This window comes from Rhodococcus sp. FH8 (assembly GCF_019266085.1).
GTDB lineage: Bacteria > Actinomycetota > Actinomycetes > Mycobacteriales > Mycobacteriaceae > Rhodococcus_F > Rhodococcus_F qingshengii.
In genome coordinates this window covers 319,523-344,538 of the sequence record NZ_LPNQ01000065.1, presented here as the reverse complement: position 1 = coordinate 344,538, position 25,016 = coordinate 319,523, and the positions used below count along the sequence as shown (strand labels likewise).

At 63.8% G+C, this 25,016-nt stretch carries 23 protein-coding genes; 16 read left to right on the top strand and 7 right to left on the bottom strand.

Going from position 1 to position 25,016, the window contains the following annotated elements; translation table 11 throughout:
* Positions 1-34 precede the first annotated feature (34 nt).
* The 6 genes from ATN38_RS15980 to ATN38_RS15955 all read left to right on the top strand — a co-directional run bounded on the left by ATN38_RS15980 (position 35) and on the right by ATN38_RS15955 (position 7,003).
* A complete protein-coding gene (locus ATN38_RS15980) occupies positions 35-487 on the top strand; it encodes a hypothetical protein (protein WP_007733713.1) in 453 nt (150 codons plus the stop codon).
* Positions 477-1,496: a MerR family DNA-binding transcriptional regulator gene (locus ATN38_RS15975; RefSeq protein WP_007733712.1), complete on the top strand. Its 1,020-nt coding sequence runs from the start codon at positions 477-479 to the stop codon at positions 1,494-1,496. The genes ATN38_RS15980 and ATN38_RS15975 overlap by 11 nt, the downstream gene beginning before the upstream one ends.
* Positions 1,497-1,568: 72 nt before the next feature.
* Positions 1,569-2,282, top strand: coding sequence for a phosphatidylserine decarboxylase (locus ATN38_RS15970; RefSeq protein WP_003941540.1), 714 nt, complete (start codon positions 1,569-1,571; stop codon positions 2,280-2,282).
* Between the two features lie 59 nt (positions 2,283-2,341).
* Entirely contained in the window at positions 2,342-3,172 is an 831-nt protein-coding gene (locus tag ATN38_RS15965; RefSeq protein WP_029254795.1) for a phosphatidylcholine/phosphatidylserine synthase, read from the top strand.
* A gap of 21 nt (positions 3,173-3,193) precedes the next feature.
* On the top strand, positions 3,194-5,371 hold the full coding sequence (locus tag ATN38_RS15960) for an AAA family ATPase (RefSeq protein WP_003941536.1): 2,178 nt from the start codon (positions 3,194-3,196) through the stop codon (positions 5,369-5,371).
* Positions 5,372-5,380: 9 nt separating this feature from the next.
* Positions 5,381-7,003 (top strand): amidohydrolase, encoded by a 1,623-nt coding sequence (locus tag ATN38_RS15955; protein WP_064113518.1) that lies wholly within the window; start codon positions 5,381-5,383, stop codon positions 7,001-7,003.
* Between the two features lie 90 nt (positions 7,004-7,093).
* Here ATN38_RS15955 and ATN38_RS15950 read toward each other — a convergent pair whose 3' ends face one another.
* The gene (locus ATN38_RS15950; RefSeq protein WP_047268844.1) at positions 7,094-7,246 is read right to left on the bottom strand and encodes a hypothetical protein; all 153 of its coding nucleotides are present in this window, start codon (positions 7,244-7,246) and stop codon (positions 7,094-7,096) included.
* Between the two features lie 198 nt (positions 7,247-7,444).
* On the opposite strand from ATN38_RS15950, the gene ATN38_RS15945 reads away from it, so the two are divergent.
* The gene (locus ATN38_RS15945) at positions 7,445-8,683 is read left to right on the top strand and encodes an HNH endonuclease signature motif containing protein (protein WP_218748238.1); all 1,239 of its coding nucleotides are present in this window, start codon (positions 7,445-7,447) and stop codon (positions 8,681-8,683) included.
* 88 nt (positions 8,684-8,771) lie between these two features.
* On the opposite strand, the gene ATN38_RS15940 is transcribed toward ATN38_RS15945, so the two are convergent.
* From ATN38_RS15940 to ATN38_RS15930, 3 genes are read right to left on the bottom strand one after another with little or no spacing between them, the layout of a single operon-like run.
* A complete protein-coding gene (locus ATN38_RS15940; RefSeq protein ID WP_218748236.1) occupies positions 8,772-9,791 on the bottom strand; it encodes a DUF2804 domain-containing protein in 1,020 nt (339 codons plus the stop codon).
* Positions 9,792-9,793: 2 nt separating this feature from the next.
* Positions 9,794-10,546, bottom strand: coding sequence for an isocitrate lyase/phosphoenolpyruvate mutase family protein (locus ATN38_RS15935; protein WP_003945055.1), 753 nt, complete (start codon positions 10,544-10,546; stop codon positions 9,794-9,796).
* 46 nt (positions 10,547-10,592) lie between these two features.
* Complete coding sequence (locus tag ATN38_RS15930; RefSeq protein ID WP_003945041.1) at positions 10,593-11,861, bottom strand: cytochrome P450; 1,269 nt, start codon at positions 11,859-11,861, stop codon at positions 10,593-10,595.
* Positions 11,862-11,989: 128 nt separating this feature from the next.
* Between ATN38_RS15930 and ATN38_RS15925 the strand changes: the two genes are divergently transcribed.
* From ATN38_RS15925 to ATN38_RS15915, 3 genes are all read left to right on the top strand, one after another.
* Positions 11,990-12,625 (top strand): TetR/AcrR family transcriptional regulator, encoded by a 636-nt coding sequence (locus ATN38_RS15925; protein WP_042926208.1) that lies wholly within the window; start codon positions 11,990-11,992, stop codon positions 12,623-12,625.
* A 9-nt stretch (positions 12,626-12,634) separates the two neighbouring features.
* Positions 12,635-14,059 (top strand): hypothetical protein, encoded by a 1,425-nt coding sequence (locus tag ATN38_RS15920; protein WP_058038510.1) that lies wholly within the window; start codon positions 12,635-12,637, stop codon positions 14,057-14,059.
* Positions 14,060-14,126: 67 nt separating this feature from the next.
* Positions 14,127-15,506 (top strand): hypothetical protein, encoded by a 1,380-nt coding sequence (locus ATN38_RS15915; RefSeq protein ID WP_223304380.1) that lies wholly within the window; start codon positions 14,127-14,129, stop codon positions 15,504-15,506.
* Here the strand turns inward: ATN38_RS15915 and ATN38_RS15910 are convergent.
* Positions 15,463-15,888, bottom strand: a complete 426-nt coding sequence (locus ATN38_RS15910) for an NUDIX domain-containing protein (protein WP_007730102.1) — start codon at positions 15,886-15,888, stop codon at positions 15,463-15,465. The genes ATN38_RS15915 and ATN38_RS15910 overlap by 44 nt on opposite strands.
* A 190-nt stretch (positions 15,889-16,078) precedes the next feature.
* Here ATN38_RS15910 and ATN38_RS15905 point away from each other — a divergent pair, with 190 nt between their 5' ends.
* The 6 genes from ATN38_RS15905 to mnhG are packed head-to-tail and all read left to right on the top strand — an operon-like array spanning position 16,079 to position 22,418.
* Positions 16,079-18,916, top strand: a complete 2,838-nt coding sequence (locus ATN38_RS15905; RefSeq protein ID WP_118606427.1) for a Na+/H+ antiporter subunit A — start codon at positions 16,079-16,081, stop codon at positions 18,914-18,916.
* Entirely contained in the window at positions 18,913-19,545 is a 633-nt protein-coding gene (locus ATN38_RS15900; protein ID WP_003945054.1) for a Na(+)/H(+) antiporter subunit C, read from the top strand. Before ATN38_RS15905 ends, ATN38_RS15900 begins: the two co-directional genes overlap by 4 nt.
* Positions 19,542-21,242 (top strand): Na+/H+ antiporter subunit D, encoded by a 1,701-nt coding sequence (locus ATN38_RS15895; RefSeq protein ID WP_162114829.1) that lies wholly within the window; start codon positions 19,542-19,544, stop codon positions 21,240-21,242. Before ATN38_RS15900 ends, ATN38_RS15895 begins: the two co-directional genes overlap by 4 nt.
* Positions 21,239-21,811: a Na+/H+ antiporter subunit E gene (locus ATN38_RS15890; RefSeq protein WP_003945063.1), complete on the top strand. Its 573-nt coding sequence runs from the start codon at positions 21,239-21,241 to the stop codon at positions 21,809-21,811. The genes ATN38_RS15895 and ATN38_RS15890 overlap by 4 nt, the downstream gene beginning before the upstream one ends.
* Positions 21,808-22,077, top strand: a complete 270-nt coding sequence (locus tag ATN38_RS15885) for a monovalent cation/H+ antiporter complex subunit F (protein ID WP_003945061.1) — start codon at positions 21,808-21,810, stop codon at positions 22,075-22,077. Before ATN38_RS15890 ends, ATN38_RS15885 begins: the two co-directional genes overlap by 4 nt.
* Positions 22,074-22,418, top strand: a complete 345-nt coding sequence (mnhG, locus tag ATN38_RS15880) for a monovalent cation/H(+) antiporter subunit G (RefSeq protein WP_003945045.1) — start codon at positions 22,074-22,076, stop codon at positions 22,416-22,418. Before ATN38_RS15885 ends, mnhG begins: the two co-directional genes overlap by 4 nt.
* Here mnhG and ATN38_RS15875 read toward each other — a convergent pair.
* Positions 22,384-23,751, bottom strand: a complete 1,368-nt coding sequence (locus ATN38_RS15875) for a phosphatase PAP2 family protein (protein WP_003945056.1) — start codon at positions 23,749-23,751, stop codon at positions 22,384-22,386. The genes mnhG and ATN38_RS15875 overlap by 35 nt on opposite strands.
* Before the next feature lie 107 nt (positions 23,752-23,858).
* A complete protein-coding gene (locus ATN38_RS15870) occupies positions 23,859-24,983 on the bottom strand; it encodes a glutamate--cysteine ligase (protein WP_003945034.1) in 1,125 nt (374 codons plus the stop codon).
* Between the last annotated feature and the right edge of the window lie 33 nt (positions 24,984-25,016).

Genomic DNA, 25,016 nt, shown 5'->3' with positions numbered 1-25,016 from the left:
CCCTCGACCTGGTCGAGGCATCAGGATCCGTTCCATGGATCCCGTGATGACACAGATAGCGCAGGCACAAGAATTGGCGAGCTCCGGCGATCGAGCCGGGGCTCGCTCTGCGTTCGAGAAGGTGTGGGAAGAGATCAGCGCCGCCCCCGATGCGCTCCACATCGTCTCCCTCGCGCACTACATGGCCGACGTTCAAGACGATCCGGCTCAAGAGCTCTGCTGGGACCTGCGCGCCCTCGACGCTGCAGATTCGTTGACCGACGCGCGAGCCCAGGAACACCACGCATCGCTGCAGGTCGCCGGTTTCTATCCATCGCTGCACCTCAACCTGGCTGCCGACTACCGCAAACTCGGACGCGACGCCGAGGCCGTCGAGCATCTGACGAAGGCCGAGGCGTCGGTCGGCACACTCGCCGACGACGGTTACGGCCGGATGATCAGGGGCGCTATCGAGCGACTGCGGGCAGAATTGATCCGTGACCACTAGTTCCGCCCTCTTGACGATCGGCGAGATGTCCAGGGCGTCGGCGCTCCCGATCAGCGCGCTGCGGTTCTACGACAAGGAAGGCGTGCTCGTCCCGCATTCCGTCGATCCGCACACCGGTTACCGCTGGTACACCGACGACCAACTCCGCGACGCACGCGTGATCGCCGGTATGCGGCGCGTCGGTGTTCCGATCCGCGACATGATGGCCGTCCTGACCGGACCGGAACCCCATTCGTGCCTCGACGCCCATCTGCGCAACCTCGAGGACGGTCTCGCCGACGCCCGGGCCGAACTGGGACGAATCCACCGCCTGATCGACGCGCTACCTATCTCCGGCGGCGTGGACATCGACTCGTGGGATCTACGACGCGCACTCGACGCCGTGCTGTTCGCCGTGAACGAGGAATCGGAGTTCCCGATACTTCGCGGCGTCCACCTCGACATTCACGACGGCGTCGCTGCGTTTGTCACCACTGATCAGTTCCGGCTCGCGGTCGCCGAGGTGAAAGTTCACTCCGCTCTGACGGTGTCCGCTGTCGTTCCCGTCACCTTCGCGCGATTGTTGCGCGACGTCGCCGGCGTCGTGACGCTGACTTTCTCCGCGCGCACGGTGACTGCGTCGTATCCGGGAGGTGAGGTGTCCAGCCCCCTGATCGAGGACGGAGAGTTCCCCGATCACCGAATCCTGCGCGAGCACCACAACGCCGTCGAACTGAGCGGCGACCACCTTGCCGCCCTGCTCAACGGCACCGAGGACAGTGCCGTCGTCAGCGTCGGCGAAGACGGTGGTGCCCGGGTGGATCCGGGCGGAACGGATCCCCGTGAGAAGTTCCGAGTACTGGTCGACCGGCAGCGACTGCGCGACGCCGCCGCAGCCCAACCGGGGCGGCAACTGGTGATCCGAGTAAGCGGTGCGACGCTCCCGCTGGCGATACGCACCGGCGACTGTGTCGGGTACTACTCGTACTTGATGCCACTACAGCCTGTAGGAGAGAAGGCGTTCACGTAATCTATGGATGCTCTACCACCCCGTACTGTCAGTGCGACCAGCAGAAGACCTACCGAGTAGTTAGAGGAGCCTGTGGCACGCCGACCCACACCCCCCGGAACCCCGCAACCCACCGGGATCGGACATATCGTCGATCTGGTTCGCCATGCGATTCCGCCACTTCATCCCGCCGGCCTGCCGTTCGTGCTGGCCCCGCTGGGAGTTGCAGCTCTGGGCCGCAACCGCAAGTGGGTGCGCCGAGCCGGTCTGACCACCGCCGCCGCATGCGCCACGTTCTTCCGTCACCCGCACCGGGTGCCGCCCAACCGCATCGGCGTCGTCGTCGCACCCGCCGACGGCGAGGTGGCGTTGGTCGACAACGCCGTTCCGCCCGCCGAGCTCAATCTCGGAAGCGAGCCGCGCCCGCGCGTCAGCATCTTCCTGTCGGTTCTCGACGTGCATGTCCAGCGCAGCCCTGTCGGTGGAACGGTCAAAGAGGTCGTTCACCAGGCAGGCAAGTTCCTCTCCGCAGATCTCGCCGACGCCAGCGAGGTCAACGAGCGCAACAGCATGCTGATCGAAACCGCCGATGGTCACGACGTTGCGGTTGTCCAGATCGCGGGACTGCTCGCACGCCGCATCGTCTGCTACGCCGGTGTCGGTGACGTCCTGCCGATCGGCGACACGTACGGACTGATCCGTTTCGGCTCACGCGTCGACACCTATTTCCCCGCCGGAACCACACTCCTGGTCGAGCCGGGACAACGCACGATCGGTGCTGAAACAGTTATCGCGCAACTGCCGTGAAGACGCCGAAGATGAAGTCAGCCGTGAAGAAGCCGGGAGCAGCCCAACCCGGCGCGAAGATGCCCAAACGCACCCAGGCGGTGCGGTTGTTGCCGTCCGTCATCACCATCCTGGCGCTGTGCGCCGGGCTGTCCGCCGTCAAATTCGCTCTCGACGGACAACCCGGTACCTCGCTCGCGATGATCGGCGCAGCTGCCGTCCTCGATTCACTCGACGGCCGCATCGCGCGACTGCTCGACGCCACCAGCAAGATCGGCGCCGAACTCGACTCACTGGCCGACTCCATCTCCTTCGGCGTCGCCCCGGCCCTGGTCCTGTACGTGACCTTGCTGGACGGCACCAGCATCGGCTGGATCATCGCGTTGATCTACGCGGTCAGCATCGTGTTGCGACTCGCACGTTTCAACACTCTGCTCGACGACGACGACGTCCCCGCGTACGCACGTGAGTACTTCGTCGGCGTTCCGGCTCCGGCCGGCGCACTCATCGCCCTCACTCCCCTGGCCGCGACGGCTCAGTGGGGTGACGGCTGGTGGTCTTCGCACTTCGTCGTCATCGTGTGGACGCTCTTCTCGGCTGCACTGATCGTCAGCCGCATCCCGACGCTGGCGATGAAGTCGGTATCCGTGCCGCCGCACATGGCGGCCGGCCTGCTCGTCCTGGTGACGTTGGCTGCAGCCGCACTCATCACCTACCCGTACATCCTGCTGATCGTTCTCATCGCGATCTACCTGGTGCACATCCCGTTTGCCGTGCACTCGAAGCGGTGGGTGGCAGCACGTCCCGAAACCTGGGACATCAAGCCTTCCGAACGCCGCGCGATCCGACGCCAACCCAACGTCGGTGGCCGCCGCTCGGCCGCTCGTCTCGGATTGCGGCGACCCCGCTAGTCCACGACGTACTCTCGAGAGGTGACTTCGCCGGAACTCGCCCTCACCGTTCGACTCAACACCTCTGCCGCCGACCTACGCCGCGGGGTCGTGCGCTTGCACCCCGAAGCGTTGGCGGCGTTGGGCATCCGCGAATGGGATGCCATCGCACTCATGGGAGCCCGCGGCACCGCGACCGTCGCGGGCCGTGCGCCCACCGGAACCCCGGCAGGCACGATCCTTCTCGACGACGTCACCATGTCGAACGTCGGCTTGACCGAGAACTCTTCCGTCGTGGTCGGTCCGGTGACGGTGTACGGAGCGCGATCCGTCTCCGTCACCGGCTCGTCCATGGCGACAAATTCGATCAGCTCGACGGTTCTGCGACAAGCTCTTCTGGGCAAGGTCGTCAGCGTCGGCGACACGGTCTCGCTCCTCCCCCGCGATCTCGGTCCGGGTACGAGCACTTCCGAAGCCACCCAAGCGCTTTCCCGTACCTTCGGCGTCGCGTGGACATCCGAACTGCTCACCGTCACGGCCGTCGAACCTGCCGGTGGTCCGGTCAGCGTCCAGCCGAATTCGGCAGTCAACTGGGGTTCCGGCTCGGCGGGCACACTGACACCGAGTGCGCTTGTTTCCAGTCCGGCCGCCGTCGCGATCGAGCCTGCACCGTCGGTTCCGCTGGATCACCTCGTCGGCGCGCAAGCGCAGGCAGCCAAGCTGACCGAGTGGCTCGGCCTGGCACTCGACGAACCAGAACTGCTCCGTACGCTCGGCGCCTCACCGCACCTCGGCGTCCTCATCACGGGCCCCGCCGGCGTAGGCAAAGCCACGTTGGCCCGCTCGGTCCTGTCCTCGCGCAAACTGGTCGAACTCGACGGCCCGGGAGTCGGTGCCACCGAGGCGAATACCCGCCTGCAGCGAATCGTCGACGCCGTTGCTGCCGTGCGCGGCGGTGGTGTACTGCTGATCAGTGACATCGACGCTCTGCTTCCGGCCACCGCGGAACCGGTGTCCGCACTGATCCTCGAACAACTGCGCAGCGCCGTCGCAACCCCGGGCGTGGCATTCGTCGCGACCTCCGCCCATCCGGAGACCGTCGACGCGCGCCTTCGCGGCCAGGATCTCTGCGATCGAGAACTCGCACTTACCCTGCCGGACGGCGCAACCCGCAAGGCGTTGCTCGAACTCCTGCTCCGCCGCGTGCCCACCGGAACCCTCGAACTCGACGCCATCGCCTCGCGCGCACCGGGATTCGTGGTCGCCGACCTCGCGGCGCTCTGCCGTGAAGCTGCCTTGCGAGCGGCGACGCGGGCGTCCAAATCCGGTGATTCTCCGGAGATCACGCAGGAAGATCTTGTCGGTGCCCTCGAAGTGATTCGGCCACTGTCCCGTTCGAGTACCGAAGAACTGTCGATCGGCAGCGTCACCCTCGACGACGTCGGCGACATGGTCGAAACCAAACAGGCCCTCACCGAAGCGGTGCTGTGGCCGCTACAGCACCCCGACTCCTTCGCACGCCTCGGTGTCGACCCACCCCGCGGCGTGCTCCTCTACGGCCCTCCCGGCTGCGGTAAGACGTATCTCGTTCGTGCCCTTGCCAGCTCAGGTCACCTCAGCGTCCACGCCGTCAAAGGTGCGGAGCTGATGGACAAGTGGGTCGGCGCCTCCGAAAAGGCCGTACGCGAGTTGTTCCAGCGCGCACGCGATTCGGCGCCCTCGTTGATCTTCCTCGACGAAATCGACGCCCTTGCCCCGCGTCGTGGTCAAAGTTCCGACTCCGGGGTGTCGGATCGCGTCGTAGCCGCGTTGCTGACCGAACTCGACGGCGTCGAACCGCTACGCGACGTCGTGGTGTTGGGCGCCACCAACCGACCGGATCTGATCGACCCGGCTCTTCTGCGCCCCGGCAGACTCGAACGTCTCGTATTCGTACCGCCGCCGGATGCGGAGGCCCGCAAAGCGATTCTGCGTGCTTCCGGCAAGTCGGTACCGCTCGCCGAAGATGTCGATTTGGACATTCTGGCCGTCGATCTCGAGGGATACTCGGCAGCAGACTGCTCGGCTCTCCTGCGTGAGGCTGCACTCGCCGCCATGCGTCGGAGCATGGACGCGGCCGACGTGACGGCCGCGGACGTGGCAACCGCCCGTGAGAAGGTACGTCCCTCACTCGATCCCGAGCAGGTGGCACACCTACAGGCGTACGCGGACAACCGATAAGGACTGACCATGGCTGCTGATCTGGTTCTGTACGGCGACATCGTGACCATGCACGAGGAAGCACCACGCGCCCAGGCGCTCGCCGTGACGGGCGGCCGGATCACAGCCGTCGGCGCGCGCACGGACGTCGAGGAACTGGTGGGGCCGGATACCCGCGTCGTCGACGTCGGAGGTGCCACTGTTCTGCCGGGGTTCATCGAGCCACACGGTCACCCTTTGGAAGAAGCCATCGTGCTCGGGCCTGACGTCGTCGACATCCGGCCTGTCACGATCGCCGAGGCGGACGCCGTAGTTGCTGCCGTCGTCGACACTGTTCGTTCGCGAGGTGCTGCCGGCGCTTCTCTGAACGGTTGGGACCCGTTGCTGCAGAAGGGCCTACCCGACCCGACCATCGACTGGCTGGACTCCGTAGCGCCGGAGTACCCCCTCGTGATCATGCACAACTCGGGACACGTCGCGTATTTCAACACGGCGGCAGCAGTGCAGGCCGGCATCACCCGCGATACCCCCGATCCGATCGGCGGATCGTACGGCCACGACGCGACGGGCGCACTCGACGGAGCCGCGTACGAAATGCCTGCGGTGTTCGCAGTCGCGGGCCACGCAGTCACTATCGGTGACGACTTCCCCGCACTGGTGGCGGCCGAATGCGCCCGAATGAACGCCGCCGGAATCACCACCATCGCCGAATTGTCGTTCGACCCCAAGATGCGGCCCGCCCTGGCCGCAATAGCCGACGCCGGACTGCTCACCACCCGCCTGCGGCTCTACGAAATGTCCAACGACGCACGCACTACCGAGGCGTCGCCGGGCGACGGAAACGACCTGGTGCGCCAGATCGGCATCAAGGTCTGGTCCGACGGTTCGCCGTGGGTCGGCAACATCGCCACCAGTTTCCCGTATCTCGATACCGAAGCCACCCGTGCGCTCGGGATCGCCTGCACGCACGGGCATGCCAACTACACCGGCGAACAGATCCACGACATCAGTTCCGCCTACTTCGCCAAGGGGTGGCAGATGGCGTGCCACGCCCACGGCGACGACGCGATCACCATGGTTCTCGACGCGTGGGAGCAGCTTCTGAAGGAGCACCCCCGGCCCGATCACCGGTTGCGCCTCGAACATGTCGGCGCGATGCGTCCGGATCAGTTCGCCCGCGCAGCGGAACTGGGCGTCACGGTCAGCATCTTCATCGACCACTTGCACTACTGGGGTGACGTTCTGGTGGATGACCTGTTCGGCCCCGAATACGGATCCGTCTGGGCCGCAGCAGGATCTGCACTCGCGGCCGGGCAACGGTTCACCTTCCACAACGACGGTCCCGTCACCCCCGCCAATCCGCTACGGAATATGCAGGACGCCGTCACCAGACTTTCGCCCAGCGGCCGCGTCGTGGCACCCCAGGAACGGATCCCCGTGGATGCCGCAGTGCGCGCCCACACGGTCAACGCCGCGTGGCAGCTGTTCAGCGAAGATCACATCGGGTCCATCTTTCCCGGTGCCTACGCGGATTTGGTTGTGCTGTCGGCAAATCCCCTCGACGTCGAGCCGGCCGAGCTGGCCGACATCACGGTGCTCGCCACCGTCCTGGAGGGCCGGACGGTGTACGGGGACCTGAGCGCGATCGGCTGATCGGTCGCCGAACGCCGTGGACAAAGGCCGATAACCTTCTCTGCTCGAGTTCCAAGGATTGTTGCGAAACCGGAGACGGCGCAGGTGGTCTCAGGGTTCAGTGCGGATGTCGTCAACGACCTGAGCGATCGCATGTTTCGCCCAGGCCGTGATCTGCTCGTTCGTGTCGCGGTAGTACGGCAAGGCAACCAATGCAATCGACAGAGCCCATGCGCGGCCACGCGTCCAAGTGCCCTCGTCCACGTCAACATGAAGCCGGAATGTATGCCGAGCGCTCGGCGTCAGCAGAGTCCATGCAATGAGGCAGTCGAGATTGCCTGCCGCAAATCGAATGAAGATCCGAAAAGTCCCAGAAATCAAAATTGTCGAAAATTATTGCATAGGAACACTTTTCGAGATCCAAGTCTTGTGTTCGAAACTTTGTTCGATTAAACTTTGAGCATGGACAGTCGGGATGCGTGGCAGCTGGATGGCGAGGACCTCAAGAGCGAGGTTCTGGGTCTGGTGCGCGCCCGACACGAATTGCAGTCGCGGATGGTGTTGCTGATCGTGGAGATGTTTTCCCGGGAAGTTCTCGGCGGGAAGGGTTTTCGGGCGATCGCACAGTGGTTGCATGGTTCGACGAATCTGGAGATCGGTGAGTGCAGCCTGCTGGTCGGGTTGGCGCGGTTGTTGATGCTCGAACCTGTTGTCGCGGATGCATTCCATCGCGGTGACGTGGATGCGTTGAAGGCGCGGCAGGTGGCGTCGTTTTGTCAGCATCCGCCGAAGAACATGACCCTGGCGGATGTGGACAAGGCCCGCGGGATTCTGTTGGGGTTGGCGTCGAAGAACATCGCCGATTGTGATGCGGTGCGGGCAGCGATCCGGCGGATCGAGAAGCAGTACGGCAAGCGCGAGGACGGGGTTCCGGTCGGTGAGGATTCGGAGCGTAACGAGTTCTACGCGTCGAAAGGTTTGTACGGGCGCGTGTCGGCGAAGGGTGACTTGGATGCTGTGAACAGGGCCCGGTTGATCACGTTGTTGTCGAGCCTGTCGGCTCCGACACCGGAGAAGGACGGCGTCAAAGACACCCGCACCCCGGCGCTGCGGCGTGCGGACGGGTTTTGCGAGTTGTTGCGCCGGTATGAGCGGGCGGGGTTGGGCCCGATCGAGGGCGGGGTGAAACCGCACATCACGGTCACCGCCAGCGCGAAAGACATGACGGATCTGCAAGCGTTGAAGGACTTGCTGCCGTCGACCGATGAACTCGGGTTTGCGTGGACGGATTGGGTAGGTCCGATCAGTATCGATACCGCGCGGATGTTGGCGTGCGACTGCACCGTGACGCGGATTTTGTTGGATGAGAATGGTGTTCCGCTCGAGTGCGGTAAGGAAGCGAGAACAGCGACGGTGCCGCAGCGGCGGGCGTTGGCGGTTCGTGATGGTGGGTGTGCGTTTCCGGGGTGCGGAACGCCGTCGGGGTGGTGCGATGCTCATCATATTGTTCACTGGAACGATGGTGGCCCAACAGATCTCGACAATCTGATCTTGTTGTGCGGTCATCATCATCGGACGATGCACCACACCGAATGGCGGGTGGAGATCGGGCCGGATCGGAAAACAGTGTTCTATCCACCGATGTCGATCGATCCGTATCAGCAGCCGATCGGCGGGAACAGCCGACCGACAGCAGCCTGAAGTGAAACAACTCGAGACGCGAGCACCGGGGCACGATCATGCCCCGGTGCTCATGCTGCGTTCCGTCATCTTCGCGGAGACGTACGGCCTACCAGCGGTTCCGAACCTCCTCGGCAAATCCGAGGAGATCTCGAACCACCACGGAGGTACCGTCGTCGAGGATTACTGTGCCGGAGAACTTTCCGAACACCTGATGCTGAATCGAACGCAGCACCCCGACGTCGAAAGTCGCGGCACGGTCGATGATCGGCTCGAAAGTCATCTCGAAGCGACCATCGTTGCTCGAGAAGTTCCACGGAGCGCCGTCGTACGTTCCCTGCGGGATGCCGAAGTCGATCCTGTCCAGTTTGTGTGCCCGGCCGCCGACAAACACGATGTTCTCGCTGGCCGCCGTAGTGTCGCCGAAGCCGTAACCGATGTTGAATCCGAACCGCTCGCCGTTCACCAGTCCGGATGCAGAACCCCAGTACCAGGTGTTGTCGTAAGTCCAGACTCCCCTGCCCCAATCGAGAACGCCGAACGAGTCTTCCGAGCGAAATGTGAAGTCGTCGCTCCCGATTCGCACGGTCCCGGCAGCGGGCAGGCAGTTGATCTTCTGGTTGTAGTAAAACGAACGGGACGCCTTCGGAAACGGTGTGGCGATCACCATCCGGTCATCGGTAGGACTCGCCAGGAACAAGTCGGCATGAAGACCTCGTCCACCGTCGAAAGCCGGGTAGTCGACAATCAGGTGGCGCCCACCGTCCACATGGCGAAACTCGAAGCGAGCTTTACCTTTCGACACCACCACATCACCGTCGTCGGCGCTTTCGGGCAGACCGAGCCTTCCCATCGGGAACGGCAGCATCACGTTTTCGGTGATCTCGTGTGGTGTTCGGAAATCGAGCCAGGAGACCCCGAGCAAGCCCATGTACCCGTTGTCGGCGACGGTCAGCGCGATGCCGTAATCCGCAGTGAGAACGCAGTAGTAGTCCCACTCCTTGATCCGGAACTTGGGAGCGGTGATCGCAGAGCGTCGATACTTGCGAATCTCCGATGGGGCCCAACCCGTCTCGACCAAATGTCCGCCATCGTCGAGAAGCGGGCCGGGCGACATCAGTGTCTGCATTCTTACTTCCAGCGTCCCAAGATCTCGTTCGCACGGTTGGCCAATGCCATCTGGAAGAACGGACCGAAGCTCACACGTGCCACTCCGAGCGGACCGAAACTTGCCGGATCGTCCTGGTCCGGGATTCCGATCGCATTGATCGGAAGTGGAAGTTCGGACGTCAGGCGGCGCTGGGTCGCGTCGTCATGGCGCCCGACGGGGTAGAGAACGTCGGCGCCGGCGTCGGCCGCCAGCTTGAGGCGTGCGATGGCGCGATCGACGCGATCGGCCTCGTCACCGACCTGCTTCACGAACAGGTCGGTGCGCGCGTTGACGACAACGTGAACTCCGGCTGCGTCGGCGGCCTGACGAAGCCCACCCACGAAGTCGGCGTGCTCCTGCGCCTCACGCAAGCGTCCGCCTTCACTGTGAACGGTGTCCTCGATGTTGAGTCCGACAGCGCCGGCATCGATCAACCCGTCGATGAGAACTGCCGGCTCGAGCCCGTAACCACCCTCGATGTCTACCGAGATCGGGGCGTCGACCGCACCGGTGATCTGCTTGATCCGGTGCAGAAGTTCGTCGAAGGTGATGCCCTCGTTGTCCGGCTTGCCGATGGAATCGGAAACCGGATGACTGCCTACCGTCAGGGCTGCAAAACCGGCAGCCACCGCAAGATTCGCCGACCACGCGTCCCACACCGTCGGGAGAATGACCGGATTACCTGGCTGGTGCAACGCCAGTAGAGCAGTTGCCTTGTCGTTGATCGAAGTCATGCGGTGGCTCCTCGAGATCGTGGGGTGTACCTCTCACCTACCGACTCTAGTGAGCGACCGGGCAGCCTGTGCTCTTGTAATCGACCTGGAACTCCTTGATGCCGTTGATCCAACCCGAGCGCAGACGGCGCGGATCACCGATCTTGGTGATGTCCGGGACGTTGTCGGCGATCGCGTTGAACATCAAGTCGATCTCCATACGAGCGAGGTTGGCACCGATGCAGAAGTGCGCGCCCGTTCCGCCGAAGCCCAAGTGCGGATTGGGGTTACGAGTGATGTCGAACGTCATCGGGTTCTCGAACACGTCCTCGTCGAAGTTCGCGGAGCTGTACAGCATCACCACGCGCTGCCCCTTCTTGATCGACACTCCTGCCAATTCCGTGTCCTCGAGCGCGGTGCGCTGGAAGGCGGTGACGGGTGTCGCCCAACGGACGATCTCGTCGGCCGTCGTCTTGGGACGTTCCTTCTTGTACAGCTCCCACTGCTCGGGGTTGTCCAGGAACGCGATCATTCCGTGCGTGATGGCGTTGCGAGTGGTCTCGTTCCCTGCGACCGCCAGGATGAGCACGAAGAACCCGAACTCCTCCGGGCTCAAGGAGTCGCCGTCGATGTCGGCCTGGACCAGAGTGGTGACGATGTCGTCTGCCGGGCAGGTACGACGTGCGTCTGCCATTTGGTACGCGTATCCGAGGACCTCGGTGGACGCGACTGCCGGATCACCCTGGTATTCCGGGTCGTCGTAGCCCATCATCTCGTTGGACCACTTGAACAGCTTGTCTCGATCGTCCTGCGGTACACCGATCAGATCCGCGATCGCCTGGAGCGGCAGCTCGCTGGCAACCTGCTTCACGAAGTCGCCCGGGCCTTCGCTCACAGCGGTGTCGACGATGCTCCGTGCACGACGATCCAATTCGTCGCGCATGCCGTTGATCGCGCGAGGCGTGAACAGCTTCGAAATCAGCTTGCGGAGCTTGGTGTGCTCCGGTGCATCCTTGTTGAGCAGAAGATGCCGGAGCATCTCGACGGCCTCACGTGGCATGTCGTCGGCGAAACGCGCGATCGCGGTGTTCTCCCAGCTCGAGAACACATCGCTGCGCTGGCTGACCTCTTTGACGTCAGCGTGACGCGAGACCACCCAGTAGCCCTCGTCCTGGAATCCACCGACCGTCGGCGGCTGCTCACACCACCACACGGGTGCGTTGCGACGCAGTTCGGCGAATTCCTCGAAAGGGATCCGCTCCCCGAGGACAGCAGGATCGGTGACGTCGAATCCGGCCGGCAGGTCAGGCGTGCGTGTTGTGTCCGAGATGGTCATGGCGTCCTCTGATCGGTCGAATGTGCGCTACACCACAGAGTAGCTTTCACTAACGGACTGTCAAGTGAAAGACGGAGAGTCTCGTGCAACTGACCCGTGAGAGCCCCCGCGGCACTAGGATCCTGGTAATGACAGATACCTCCGGCAGACTGACGCTGCGAGAGAAGCAGAAGCAGCGAACCCGCGCAGACCTCGTGGATGCCGCCGGCGCGCTCTTCACCGAACGCGGATACGCGGCTGTCACCGTCGAGGACATCGCCGGCCGGGTCGGTTGCAGCCGAGCCACCTTCTACCTGCACTTTCCCGGAAAGATCGACATCCTCAAGGCGCTCGGCTCGAACACCGTCGTATCCAGCACCCTCGCCATATTCCAGGATCTCGACCACGTACTCGATTCCGGTTCGCGCGAAGAATTCGCCGGCTGGATCAACCGCGCTCTCGACTGGTGCCGCGATCACCACCACATGATGCGGGCGTGGGACGAGGCCATGGTCCTCGAACCCGAGTTCCGCACACTGGCCCGCGAAGGCATCTCTGCACTGCCCAACGCGATGCCGTCGTACCTCGCCCGTTGGCCGCAGAGCCGACACGACGAGGCGAAACTCCGGGTCGAACTCCTGCTGACACAGGTCGAGCGCTTCTTCATTCGCTGGGCGGAACAGGGCGCGATCACCGCGGGTGCGGACGTCGCAGCAGACGTTCTCACCGACATCTGGTTTCCGGCACTCACGCCGCCCACGACCGATGTCGCGGCGCCGCGATAGGTTGGCCCGATGCCACTCGATCTTCGAGCGATCCTCACCACCGTCGCTGCGCTCCTGTCCGGGATACTCGCGGCGCTGGCCCTGACCAATCCCGTTCTTCGCGACTGGGCCATCGTGGCCTCTCCGTCGGAAGTAGATCGCTGGATCAGCAGTGGACCCACCGCTGTCGGGCTCGGCGCCGTGGTTGCCGTGCTTGCCTGCGCACTCTCACAGCGTCGCGGCTCCCGTCGGGCAGCCTGGATCGCGATCACCGTCGGGGTCGCCGTCATCGCGATCATTCGGGCAGTCGTGCCCGAGGTTGCGTCACTGGACCTGCTGATCGCCGTGATCATCGTCAAAAGTGTTGCAGCCGGTGCGATTCTGGGTTGTGTGGTTGCCGTCAGTTGGGATCGCACCGCCACGAAGAACGCCACCCTCCTCGGCGTGCTTGCCGCCTTCCTCGCGGTTCGCACGTTCGCCGGCGGGACGGGCCGAATGAGTACGTCTTCGGTAGGTGAGCCGTCGTGGTGGCTGATCGGCGCCACGGCCGCAGCAGCAATCGCCTGTGCAGTGACCGCGCAATCCGGCTTCCGGATCCGCAAGCCCGACGCGGGCGAAATCCGCATCGCGCTCGTGGTGATCGCCGCGCTGGCGATCGGGCATCGAGTGCTCGGCGCCGTGATCGATCGCCAGCAGTACGCGTCCGAGGCAACTGCCTGGATCGTCATGGTCTTGGCAGCGGGCGCTGCGCTCGCGTTGACATGGATCGCCGCCTACCGTCTCGGCGACACCTCCGGTGCTGGTGGCAAGTTCCTCTGGGCCGCAACCGCTCTGGCCGCTGCGTCGGCTCCGCTGTTCGTCGACATCGCGAAGGGTTCCGGCCACTGGGGAGACCTGAAGTCCCCCTGGGTACTGGTGCTTTTCGCAGCCCTGCCGGTCGCCGTCGGATTGCGACTGCACAAGCAGGTGCCAAACCTCGTTCCCATCGCCGTTCTCGTTGCGGTACCGCTGTCAGAACTACTGCCCTTCGACTCCGCGCACGGTGTCTGGTCAATCGCACTGAAGATCGCCTCGCTGGGTCTCGCCGCCGGATTGCTGTTCGGTGCCCTGGCTCCCGGCAGCCTGGTCGACGCCACACTCGGACTCGCCATTCCCTTTGCCGCAATGACCTTCTCGTCGATCGCTGTTCTCACCGATCAGCTCGCTTTCCCACCGATGATGACGTCGATATACATCCAAGGCCAGCTCGATATCGATGCGGTCTCTCCCCACGGCGACGGAGGATTATTCGGACGCGGCGTCGGAATCACCGTCGACTACGTCACCCCTCAGACCGTCGGCACTGCAATCCTCTTCGCCTTGATCATCGGCTTCTGCGGTGCAGCGATCCTCCGACGGTCCCATCCACCCGTCGACACCACGGAATCTCGGATCGAACCGGAGCCAGTCGACTGACACACCGTCACCGGACTGAGACCTGCTATTGCGGTGCAACTGGTACCGGATTGACTATTTTGGAGCAGTGCCCATCGCCCGCAGGACGCTGCTCGTCGCGCTGAGTGGCGTGACGGCATTCGTCGTCACCGTCGTCGCCTTGGCACCGTTCGTGAACAGCCAGTCGACGTCGATTTCGACGGGCGACAGGTTCTGGTCGATCTCGACGATCGGCGCCGGCGTTCTGGCTGTGGTCGCGGTCGGGACAGCCGCGATGATGGCCCGCTGCCGGTTGCGGACCGCGGCCATGACGGTCTTCGGTGGACTCCTACTCGAACTGCCCGGGCTCTACGATCACAACTTCGAGGCACTCTCACCCGTCGGTGCGGGAGTCGCTGTCGGCGCGGTCACGGTTGCTGCCGCTCCCCGGGTCCGAGCCGCTTCCGTCGCGGGAACGATTGTTGCCGTGCATGTCTCGGATTCACTCCTCGACGAAGACGCTATTCCTCGGCGGTACGCAGACTACATCGCCGACAACACCAACCAGTTTCAACCACCAGTGTTGGGGGCAACACTGCTCGCGCTGGCATTGGCCGCCGCCTGCGTCGCCGCGTTCTGGTTCCACGACTTCGACAAGGACCACCCCAAAGAACGGATGGCCGTTCGACCGGTGACTATCGCGGCGGTGCTCACTCTCTTCGGGGTCGCTGCGAATTGGTGGTTCGAGATCACCACCGTCACGGCGGCGGTGCCTCTACTACTCGTCGCGCTGGTGATCACGGTGATCTGCGCGCGGGTGCTGGGCGACGGCAGTCGTATCCTGCTGATGTGTACCGCTGCCGTCGCAACTCTGGCGGCGGTCTCGGCGAACCGTCCCGCAACCGAAGCTATGGAATGGTCGAAAACCCCCGCCTCCACCGCCGTCGTGATCGGACTCGTCATCGTCGCCGCGGCAGCGATCGGCGCGATCGCTCCCTCGCGAGTCGTCGGCTACGGATTGCTCCTGACGGTCACGGTCGCCGGGATCGTCAGCTACGCCACGTCGCCGTCGCCGAAGATCGGTGACGTTCTCACGATCAGCGATCTTCTTGTCGCCTTCACCGCTGCGGTCGTCACATACGCGATCGCCAGCGCGATGTACCGAGAGCCACCGCGGACCGGAGCGTCGCGAGCACTCGTCGGACTCGGTGTCATCTTCGGCCCGACGGCGCTGGCCCTGCTCGTCTATCCGCAGTTCGACTACGGATGGACGGCGTACACGCCGCTCGACGAGAACAAGCCCTTCAACGGCATCACGACGGTCGGCCCGTTCGAAATCTCGACCGACATTCTGATACTCGACGCCGTGGCGCTGATCATCGTGGCCGTCTGCGCCTACGTGAGTCTCCGATTGGGGCGGATCAATCGATCCGTTCCTCCGCCGATCAGTCGATCAGATCCATCGACGCCAGGCGATGGAACACTTTGAGCGATCCGGGCGCCACCTCGTCCATCGCTGCGTACTCGGCGAGCGTGAAGTAGCGGAACTCGGCGATCTCGCTGGTCGGGTGCGGGTCTCCGGCCATCTCCGCCAGATAACAACTCATGTGCAGGCCCGTGTCCGCGGAATGTCCGAAAGCGTGAGCCTCGAAGACGTCGAGGAACGTGACCGTCCCGTCGACCAGATCGACGTCGAGTTCCTCCCGAATTTCGCGGTGCAGTGCCTGCTCGGGCGTCTCCCCCGGGTCGATCTTTCCGCCGGCCATGTAGAACGCCGTCTTGCCCACGGAGCGGGTCTGGATCAGCTTGCGGTCACGAATGTGTGCAAGGGCGGCGGTACGGATGATCGTGGTGGGTGTCGACGAATTCACGTCGTCCAACCTACGTGTATCAGCGAGTGCCGATGATGTCCGAATCGACTCGCTGCACATCGAAACTGCCACGCCCGGTAATATGTACGCAAAGACAACCTCTCCGACAAGGTGAATTGTCTCGTTAATCCGATAGGTTCGATTTTGTTCGGACACCCCGCCGCCCGCTGACAACACGACGGAGTGCCTTTTGCTCGCTATCTTGCTTGCCCATGCCGTTGCCGCCCTCTTGGCTCCGCTTGTGGTGCGCAGGTTAGGGCGAAACGGCTTCTTCCCCCTCGCGATAGTCCCCCTCGTCGGCCTCGGCTGGGTCATCGACAAATGGGGCACCGTCGAGACGCTGCACATCACCTGGGTTCCAGGGCTGTCGATGGACATCGACTTCAGGTTCGACGCGCTTTCGGCCATCATGGCCGTGCTCGTCCTGGGTGTCGGCACGCTCATCCTGGTCTACTGCGCCCGCTATTTCACCGACGACGAACCTCGACTCGGTATCTTCGCCGCCGAGATGGTCGCCTTCGCGGGTGCCATGTTCGGGCTAGTGACCAGCGACAACATGCTGCTTCTCTACGTGTTCTGGGAACTGACAACGGTCCTGTCGTTCCTGCTCGTGGGTCACTACGCCGAACGCGCCACCAGCCGCCGCGCCGCGACCCAGGCACTGCTGGTCACCACCGCGGGTGGTCTGGCGATGTTGGTCGGCATGATCATCCTCGGCCAGGTCGGCGGCAGCTACAACCTGTCCGAACTGGTCGCGAACCCGCCGACGGGGTGGCTCCCGTCCGTCGCGATCGTCCTGATCCTGATCGGTGCGCTCTCCAAATCGGCAATCGTGCCCCTGCACTTCTGGCTTCCCGGTGCAATGGCCGCGCCAACCCCTGTCAGCGGTTATCTTCACGCTGCTGCAATGGTCAAGGCCGGTATCTACCTCGTCGCGCGCCTGGCTCCCGGGTACGCCGATTCGCCGCCGTGGCGCATCACCATCATCAGTTTGGGTCTGCTGTCGATGATCCTCGCCGGTTGGCGAGCCATGCGCGCGTACGACCTCAAACTCGTCCTCGCCTTCGGAACCGTCAGCCAACTCGGCTTCATGATGGTCCTGGTCGGCATCGGCACGCGTGACGCCGCCCTGGCCGGCATGACGATGGTCGTGGCGCACGCGATGTTCAAGGCCGCACTCTTCATGGTCGTTGGCATCATCGATCACACGACCGGCACCCGTGACCTGCGCAAACTTGCGCACCTGGGTAAAGCGGCACCCGCTCTCGCGATCATCGCGAGCCTCGCTGCCGCCAGCATGGCCGGTCTGCCACCGCTACTCGGATTCGTCGGCAAGGAAGCCGCACTCGAATCGGTGCTCGAAACGAACGCGCTCGGCCACTGGTCGTCCATCGCCGTCGTCACGGTGATCGTGTTGGGCTCGATCCTCACCGTCGGCTACAGCGTCCGCTTCATCTGGGGCGCCTTCGGACGCAAGACCCTGAGTAAGCCCAGCCCAGCCGTGAGCAAGATGCACAAGCCTGGTTGGCTGTTCCTGTTCGCGCCAGGCCTGCTCGCTGTTCTCGGTCTGGCCGCCGGCATTCTCTCGCCCCAGCTCGAGAAGCTGCTGACGCCGTACTCGACCACACTGGCCCCCGGACCGCACGCCGACTACCACCTCGCGCTGTGGCACGGATTCAACACTCCGCTGCTGCTCACCTGCATCGTCATCGCCGGCGGCATCGCGCTCTACATCGCGCAGCGTCAGATCAGCCGACTGCACTTCGAGCACCCGCCGCTCGGCAACGCCGACCGTATCTACGACGCGACTCTGCGCGGGATGGACACGATCTCGATGCGCCTGACCGGCGCCACTCAGCGTGGTTCGCTCCCCCGCACACAGTCGACGATTCTCGCGACGCTGGTCGTTGTGCCGCTGTTCCTGCTGATCATCGACACCGATGGCGGCGGAGTCGACCTTCGGATGTGGGATTCACCCATCCAGTTCACGATCGCGCTGATGATGATCTCGGCCGCCATCGCCGCGACGCTGATGCGCAACCGACTCGCCAGCGTCATCCTCGTCGGACTGACCGGCTACGGCTGCGGCGTGTTGTTCGCGCTGCACGGCGCACCCGACCTCGCGCTGACCCAGTTCCTCGTCGAGACACTGACACTGGTGATCTTCGTGCTCGTGCTCCGGAAGTTCCCCGCCGAAGTCGACGAGAGCAAGGCGATCGGCTTCAAGTGGCCGCGTGCCGCCCTCGCTGTCGCCGTCGGTATCACCGTCACCACCATCGCGGCCTTCGCGACCAATGCCCGAAACACTCGTCCGATCTACGAGCTGCTTCCCGACGCGGCCTACGACCTGGGCAACGGCAAGAACGTCGTCAATGTCCTACTCGTCGACATCCGCGCATGGGACACCCTCGGTGAGATCTCGGTGCTGCTGGTAGCTGCGACGGGCGTCGCCAGCCTCGTCTTCCGCAACCGCCGGTTCGGTATCGCACCGCGAGTCGCGGACGCCCCCTCCGTCATCGTCGACAAGGCAGCTGCCAACTCGGACACGACGTGGTTGCGCGGCGGAGACCTCATCGATCCTCGACACCGTTCGCTGGTTCTCGAGGTCACCACGAGGTTGATCTTCCCGACCATCATGGTGTTGTCGATCTACTTCTTCTTCTCCGGTCACAATGCCCCCGGTGGCGGTTTCGCCGGAGGCCTGACGGCGGGCCTGGCGCTGGTACTTCGGTACCTCGCCGGCGGACGCTACGAACTCGGTGAAGCCGTACCCATCGACGCGGGCAAGATTCTCGGCCTCGGTTTGGCGCTGGCCGCGGGCACCGCCCTGGTGTCGCTGTTCCTCGGCGCCCCGGCGCTCTCGTCCGCCGTCTTCGAGTTCACACTCCCGCTCATCGGCCACGTCAAACTGGTCACCGCACTGTTCTTCGACCTGGGCGTCTACCTCATCGTGGTCGGCCTGGTCTTGGACGTACTCCGAAGTCTCGGCGCCCGCCTCGACGCAGAAATCGAGGTGAAAGCACCATGAGCGCAAATATCGGAATGCTGATCCTGATCGGCGTCCTCACGTCGGCCGGTGTCTACCTGCTGATCGAACGAAGCATCACCCGGATGCTCCTCGGACTGCTCCTGTTCGGTAACGCCATCAACCTCTTGATCCTCACTGTTGGTGGATCGGACGGGAATCCGCCCATCGTCGGCCGAGATTCGGTCCACGAGGAAATAGCGGATCCGCTCGCCCAGGGCATGATCCTGACGGCGATCGTGATCACGATGGGTATCGCCGGCTTCGTTCTGGCACTGGCGTACCGGTCTTACAAGATCAACACCGCCGACGCCGTCGAGGACGATCCCGAGGACACCAAGGTTCTCAAGCGTCGCCTGCCTGCCGACGCTCCCGACCACGACCGCTCCGACGACCCGGTCACCGGTGCCCCGAGCATCGGCGGCGACGCATTCGACAAGGACGGCAACCCTATTCCCCTCGAACAACTGGTCAACCTCGAGGACATCGAATGCTACGACGACCTCCACGACGGCGACTTCGAGGACGAACCGGTACCCGACTGGGCCACCGACCTTGCTCGTAAGAAGGAATCCGAGAAGCGGCGCAAAGACGCTCGCCAGACCAAGATCGAGGGAGGTGGAGGCGCATGACTATCTCGGACAACCTGATGGGAGCCCTTGCGCCCCTGCCCGTCTTGATCCCGATGCTGGCCGCAGCTGCGACGCTGGTCGTCGGCCGACGTCCTCGTTTTCAGCGCGTGATCACACTGATCGCGCTCGTCGGCGTCGTCGCGGTGTCGGGCTTGCTGCTCTACCTCGCCGACCGCGACGGTACGACGGCCGTTCAGGTCGGCGGCTGGGACTCCCCCATCGGCATCACACTCGTGGTCGACCGTCTCTCGGCGATGATGCTCGTGGTCTCGTCGGTGGTGTTGCTCGCCGTCATGATCTACGCGATCGGTCAGGGTATTCGCGACGGCAGCGAGGCCCAGCCGGTCTCGATCTTCCTGCCGACCTATCTCGCATTGACCGCCGGTATCTCCAACGCGTTCCTCGCCGGTGACCTCTTCAACCTGTACGTCGGATTCGAGGTTCTGCTCGCTGCGAGTTTCGTGCTCCTGACGCTCGGTGCCAGCGCCGACCGCGTCCGGGCCGGTGTCTCTTACGTGATGGTCTCGATGGTGTCCTCGCTGATCTTCCTGGCGGGCATCGCCTTCGCCTACGCGGCGACCGGCACCCTCAACATGGCCGACATGGCCCTGCGCTTCGACAACATTCCGCCGGGCACACGAACCGCCATCTTCGCTGTCCTTCTCGTGGCGTTCGGCATCAAGGCCGCGGTCTTCCCGCTGTCTGCGTGGCTACCGGACTCGTATCCGACCGCGCCCGCACCGATCACCGCCGTCTTCGCCGGGTTGCTCACCAAGGTCGGTGTGTACGCGATCATCCGCGCGCATTCACTGCTGTTCCCGCAAGGGGAACTCGACAACGTACTGATGGTGTGCGGCCTGCTCACGATGGTGGTCGGCATCATGGGTGCCATCGCGCAGAGCGACATCAAACGTCTGCTCTCGTTCACACTGGTCAGCCATATCGGTTACATGATCTTCGGTATCGCACTGTCCACGACGTCCGGGCTGTCCGGCGCGATCTACTACGTCGCCCACCACATCATCGTGCAGACGACGCTCTTCCTCGTCGTGGGTCTGATCGAACGACAAGCCGGGTCGTCGTCGCTGCGCCGTCTCGGCGGTCTGGCGGCGGCCAGCCCGATCCTCGCGATCGTCTTCCTGATCCCGGCGCTGAATCTCGGTGGTATCCCGCCGTTCTCGGGCTTCATCGGCAAGGTCGCGCTCCTTCAGGCCGGTGCGGCCGACGCCAGCGCGTTGGCTTGGATCCTCGTTGCCGGCGGCACGATCACCAGCTTGCTGACGCTCTACGCCGTCGCCCGCGTGTGGACCAAGGCTTTCTGGCGAGCCCGGGCCGACGCGCCCGAAGGTGACCTCGCCGACGTCAGCCCGTCAGCGTTGATCGACGAGTCCGAGGAGGACATCGCGTTCGTCGACCGCGAGGATGTCGGCAAGATTCCGCTCTTCATGCTGATTCCGACGGTCGGGCTCGTCATCGTCGGTCTGGCACTGACGGTGTTCGCGGGCCGGATCATCGACATCAGCGACAGAGCGGCGAAGGACCTGCAGGACCGGTCCATCTACATCGACGCGGTTCTCGGCAACCACCGGCCTGTGCCGGTCGACGAAGCTCCCGTCGCTGCAGACGACCCTGCTGTAGCTCCCAGTACCGACGTCCCGAACACCGACGTCCCGAACACCGAGGAGGCTCCGCGATGAAACGCGAACAGGTACTCCGCGTCGGGATCCTGCTGTGGCTGATGGTTGTATGGATCCTGTTGTGGGGCAACATCAGTTTCGGCAACATCTTCGGCGGACTCGCCGTCGGCCTGATCATCATGGTCCTGCTTCCCCTCCCCCGCGTACCGGTCGAGGGTCGGGTACATCTGCTGTCGATTCTGCGTCTGCTGTGGATGATCGTGTACTACGCGATCCAGTCGAGTATCCAGGTCGCGTGGCTGGCGATCCGTCCGTCGCCGCCGCCGGTCACCGGAGTTCTGCGGTACCAACTCGGGATCAAGTCCGACCTGGTTCTCACGCTGTGCATCGACGTTCTCAACCTGATCCCCGGCACGATGGTTCTCGAGATCGACCAGAACCGACGCATCGTCTACGTCCACGTGCTCGACGTCGGCTCGCAGAAAGCCGTCAGCGCGTTCTACCGCTCGGTGGAGGACCTCGAGCGGTTGTTCATCGCGTCGTTCGAACGTGATTCGGACTGGCAACCCAGCCCATGGCACCAGCGCGACTACGAATTCGATGCACCCCGGCAGGAGGACCAACCATGAACGGGTTCATCACCACGATCTTGATCATTTCCGGAGTGATTCTGCTGATCGCCGCCGTACTGACCACGTTCCGATTGCTCGACGGTCCGAGCTCACTCGACCGCCTCGTAGCCCTGGACACGATCATCGCGGTCTCGATGTGTGGACTCGCGGTCTGGGCCGCGTACAGCAAAGACACGACCATCGTTCCCGCGATCGTCGCGCTGGCGCTGGTCGGCTTCATCGGTTCGGTGTCCGTCGCGCGCTTCCGGGTGAGTGACCAGTGATCGGCAACATCCTCGACACGATCGGGGCCATCTCCATCTTCCTCGGCGCGCTGCTCGCGCTGACCGCCGCGGTGGGAATCGTTCGCTTCCCCGACACTCTGCGTCGTATGCACGCGGCCACGAAACCTCAGGTGGTCGGACTGATCCTGGTCCTGATGGGCGCCGTGTTCCTGCTTCGTGGGAGCGTCGACATCTGGATGTTGGTCCTGGTGGGCATCTTCACGCTGCTGACGGCGCCCGTGATCGCGCACAGCGTCGGCCGAGTCGCCTACCGCGAACAGCGCGAAGAGGACGACCTCATGAAGATCAACGAGCTGGAAGACCCGGACTCTCTCCTGTAACGGCATCCCACTCGCCGTCGCGCTCGCCCCACACCGCAAGAGCAGTGCCGGGGCGGGCGAAGAAGGTGGCGAAGTACGCCACCGACATGAGAACCAGGACAGCCATCAGCAGCGGCCCGAAGATCGCCGGGTACTCGGCCATCTGCACCGCAGCGAACCGGTACGAGAGCAACAATCCCGCCAGGAGTGCCGAGCCACCGATCAACAGACGCACTCGGAACCACCCCCAGCCTCGCTCCGGATCCCGTAGCGCCGCATCGAGGGTCAAGCACAGGACGGCACCGGCAATGAGGTCGACGCCGTAGTGGAATCCGAAACCGAGCGTCGCGGTCAGGGTCGCAACGAGCCAGAACGATCCCAGGCTGCGAATCCACCACGGCCCGCTGCGCGAGTGGATAAACAATGCGACCGCCCACGCGGTGTGCAGGCTCGGCATGCAGTTTCGCGGTGCGGCGTCGTCGAACGGCAGCGACGACGGTGATGCGAAGTCGAAGTTGGGCACGATGTTCGGCCAGTAGTCACCGATCTGGAATCCGAACCCACGCGGACCGAAGGCGAACACCGGGCCGACCACCGGGAACAGGACGTAGAAGATCGGGCCGATCAGCCCGATGAGCAGGAACGTGCGCAGCAGGTGATGCGACGGCCATCCCTTACGTACTTGATAGAGAGCAACCACGATCACCGCGACCGGCAGTTCGACGTAGATCCAGTCGAGGGCTGCTGCACCGACGGGGCCCATGGCGTCGACGATCTGGCCCATCACCCACGACGGATTCCCGAGAGCCTGGTCGGCGAGGAACACGTACTCGTCCCACACGTCGGTGCCGACGAGAATGGTGATCTCCAGCCACGTCTCGGCAACCTTGGCCGCGATGATGAGCAACGCGCCCAGCGCGACGCCGTGCAGAACGCTGAGTCGACGCTCACCGGACAACTTCCACACCGCGTACACCGCGATGGCCGTCAGCACCCAGGTGCCGCCGGTGCCCATAGTCAGCGGTCCACCCGAGAACCAGCGGATCGCGCCGACGACCACGTCGATCACGACGGCCGCGGATACCGCGTAGATGCGTTCTTTGTTGTTCAGTCCGACGAGCGCGAGAGCGAGGCCCACCCAAGGCATGGTCGCGGAGCGGGGAACGAGGAAGTAGTCACCAAACAGGCTTTCCACCGGACCGAGATAGCCCTTGTACGACGCGAACGCCTGCACGCCCAGGACCAGCACGGTCAATGCTGCTGTGCCGATCAGAAGGAGTCGGTGAGAACTCGACCACGAACGGTCCGACTGTCCGGGTGCGCCCCCTCGTTGGGACCAACTGTCTATCAACACCGGACAATAGTAAACGGCGTGTGAACTGAATATGGACACCCACTGGACAAACGGTTGGTATGCCCGGATTTCCAGTCCGCGAAACAGTCCTTCGCACTGTGAACCTGCTAGGTGCCCAACTCTGCGACCAAGGCGTCGACGACCGCAACCAGATCGCCGCCCGTCGCTTCCGCTACACGACGTTGCCGCTGGTAGGACGCGCCGCGACGGGGAATGTCCGCCACCGACGCCAACTCGTCCGCGCAGCCGAGCGAGACCGCGATCGGCGCCAAGTCGTCGAGTAGGCGATCCAGATCGTCAGTGACGAGGCACTCGTTTGCGTCGGAGTCGAGGATGATCTCGGCGTCCAGTCCGTATCTCGCTGCGCGCCACTTGTTTTCCTTGACGTGCCACGGCTGCATGTTCGGCAGAGTCTCACCGGCACTCAGTCTGCGGTCCAGATCGACGATGAGGCAGTGGACCAGAGCAACGAGAGCACCCAGTTCAGCGCGTGTCGAGACGCCGTCGAACACCCGGACCTCGATGGTTCCCCACTTCGGCGCGGGACGGATGTCCCAGTGCATGCCACCGATCTTGGTGATCACACCGGTCTTCATCTGGTCGTCGATGAACGACTCGTATTCGGCCCAGTTCTCGAACTGGTACGGAAGGCCCGCGGTGGGGAGCTGCTGGAACATCAACGCGCGATTGGACGCATAGCCGGTGTCCACACCGGCCCACATCGGCGAGGACGCCGACAGCGCCAACAGGTGCGGATAGCGCTGCAGCAGTGCGTTGATGATCGGGAAAACGCGATCCGCGGACGAGACACCCACATGAACGTGCACGCCCCAGATCAGCATCTGCCGACCCCACCACTGCGTGCGTTCGATGAGTTCGTCGTAGTCGGGTGTCCGGGTGACCAGCTGCGTCGACCATTGCGCGAACGGGTGCGTGCCCGCGCTGATGAGGTCGACGCCGAGCGGATTCGCAGCGCGGCGAAGCAGATCCAGTGACCTGTCGAGATCACTCATCGCCTCGCCGACCGTCGAATGAATACCCGTGACGAGTTCGACGGTATTTCGCAGTAGTTCCTTGGTGATGTGCGGGGTTTCGGAGCCGGCAAGCTCTTCGACCGCCGAAAACACCTCGGCTGCTGTGTTGGAGAGATCTCTGGTCTTGCGATCGACCAGCGCGATCTCCCACTCCACGCCCAGCGTCGGGCGCGGCGAACCTGGAAATGGAACTACCACGCAGAGAATCCAATCACAGTGTCGGTAAAAACA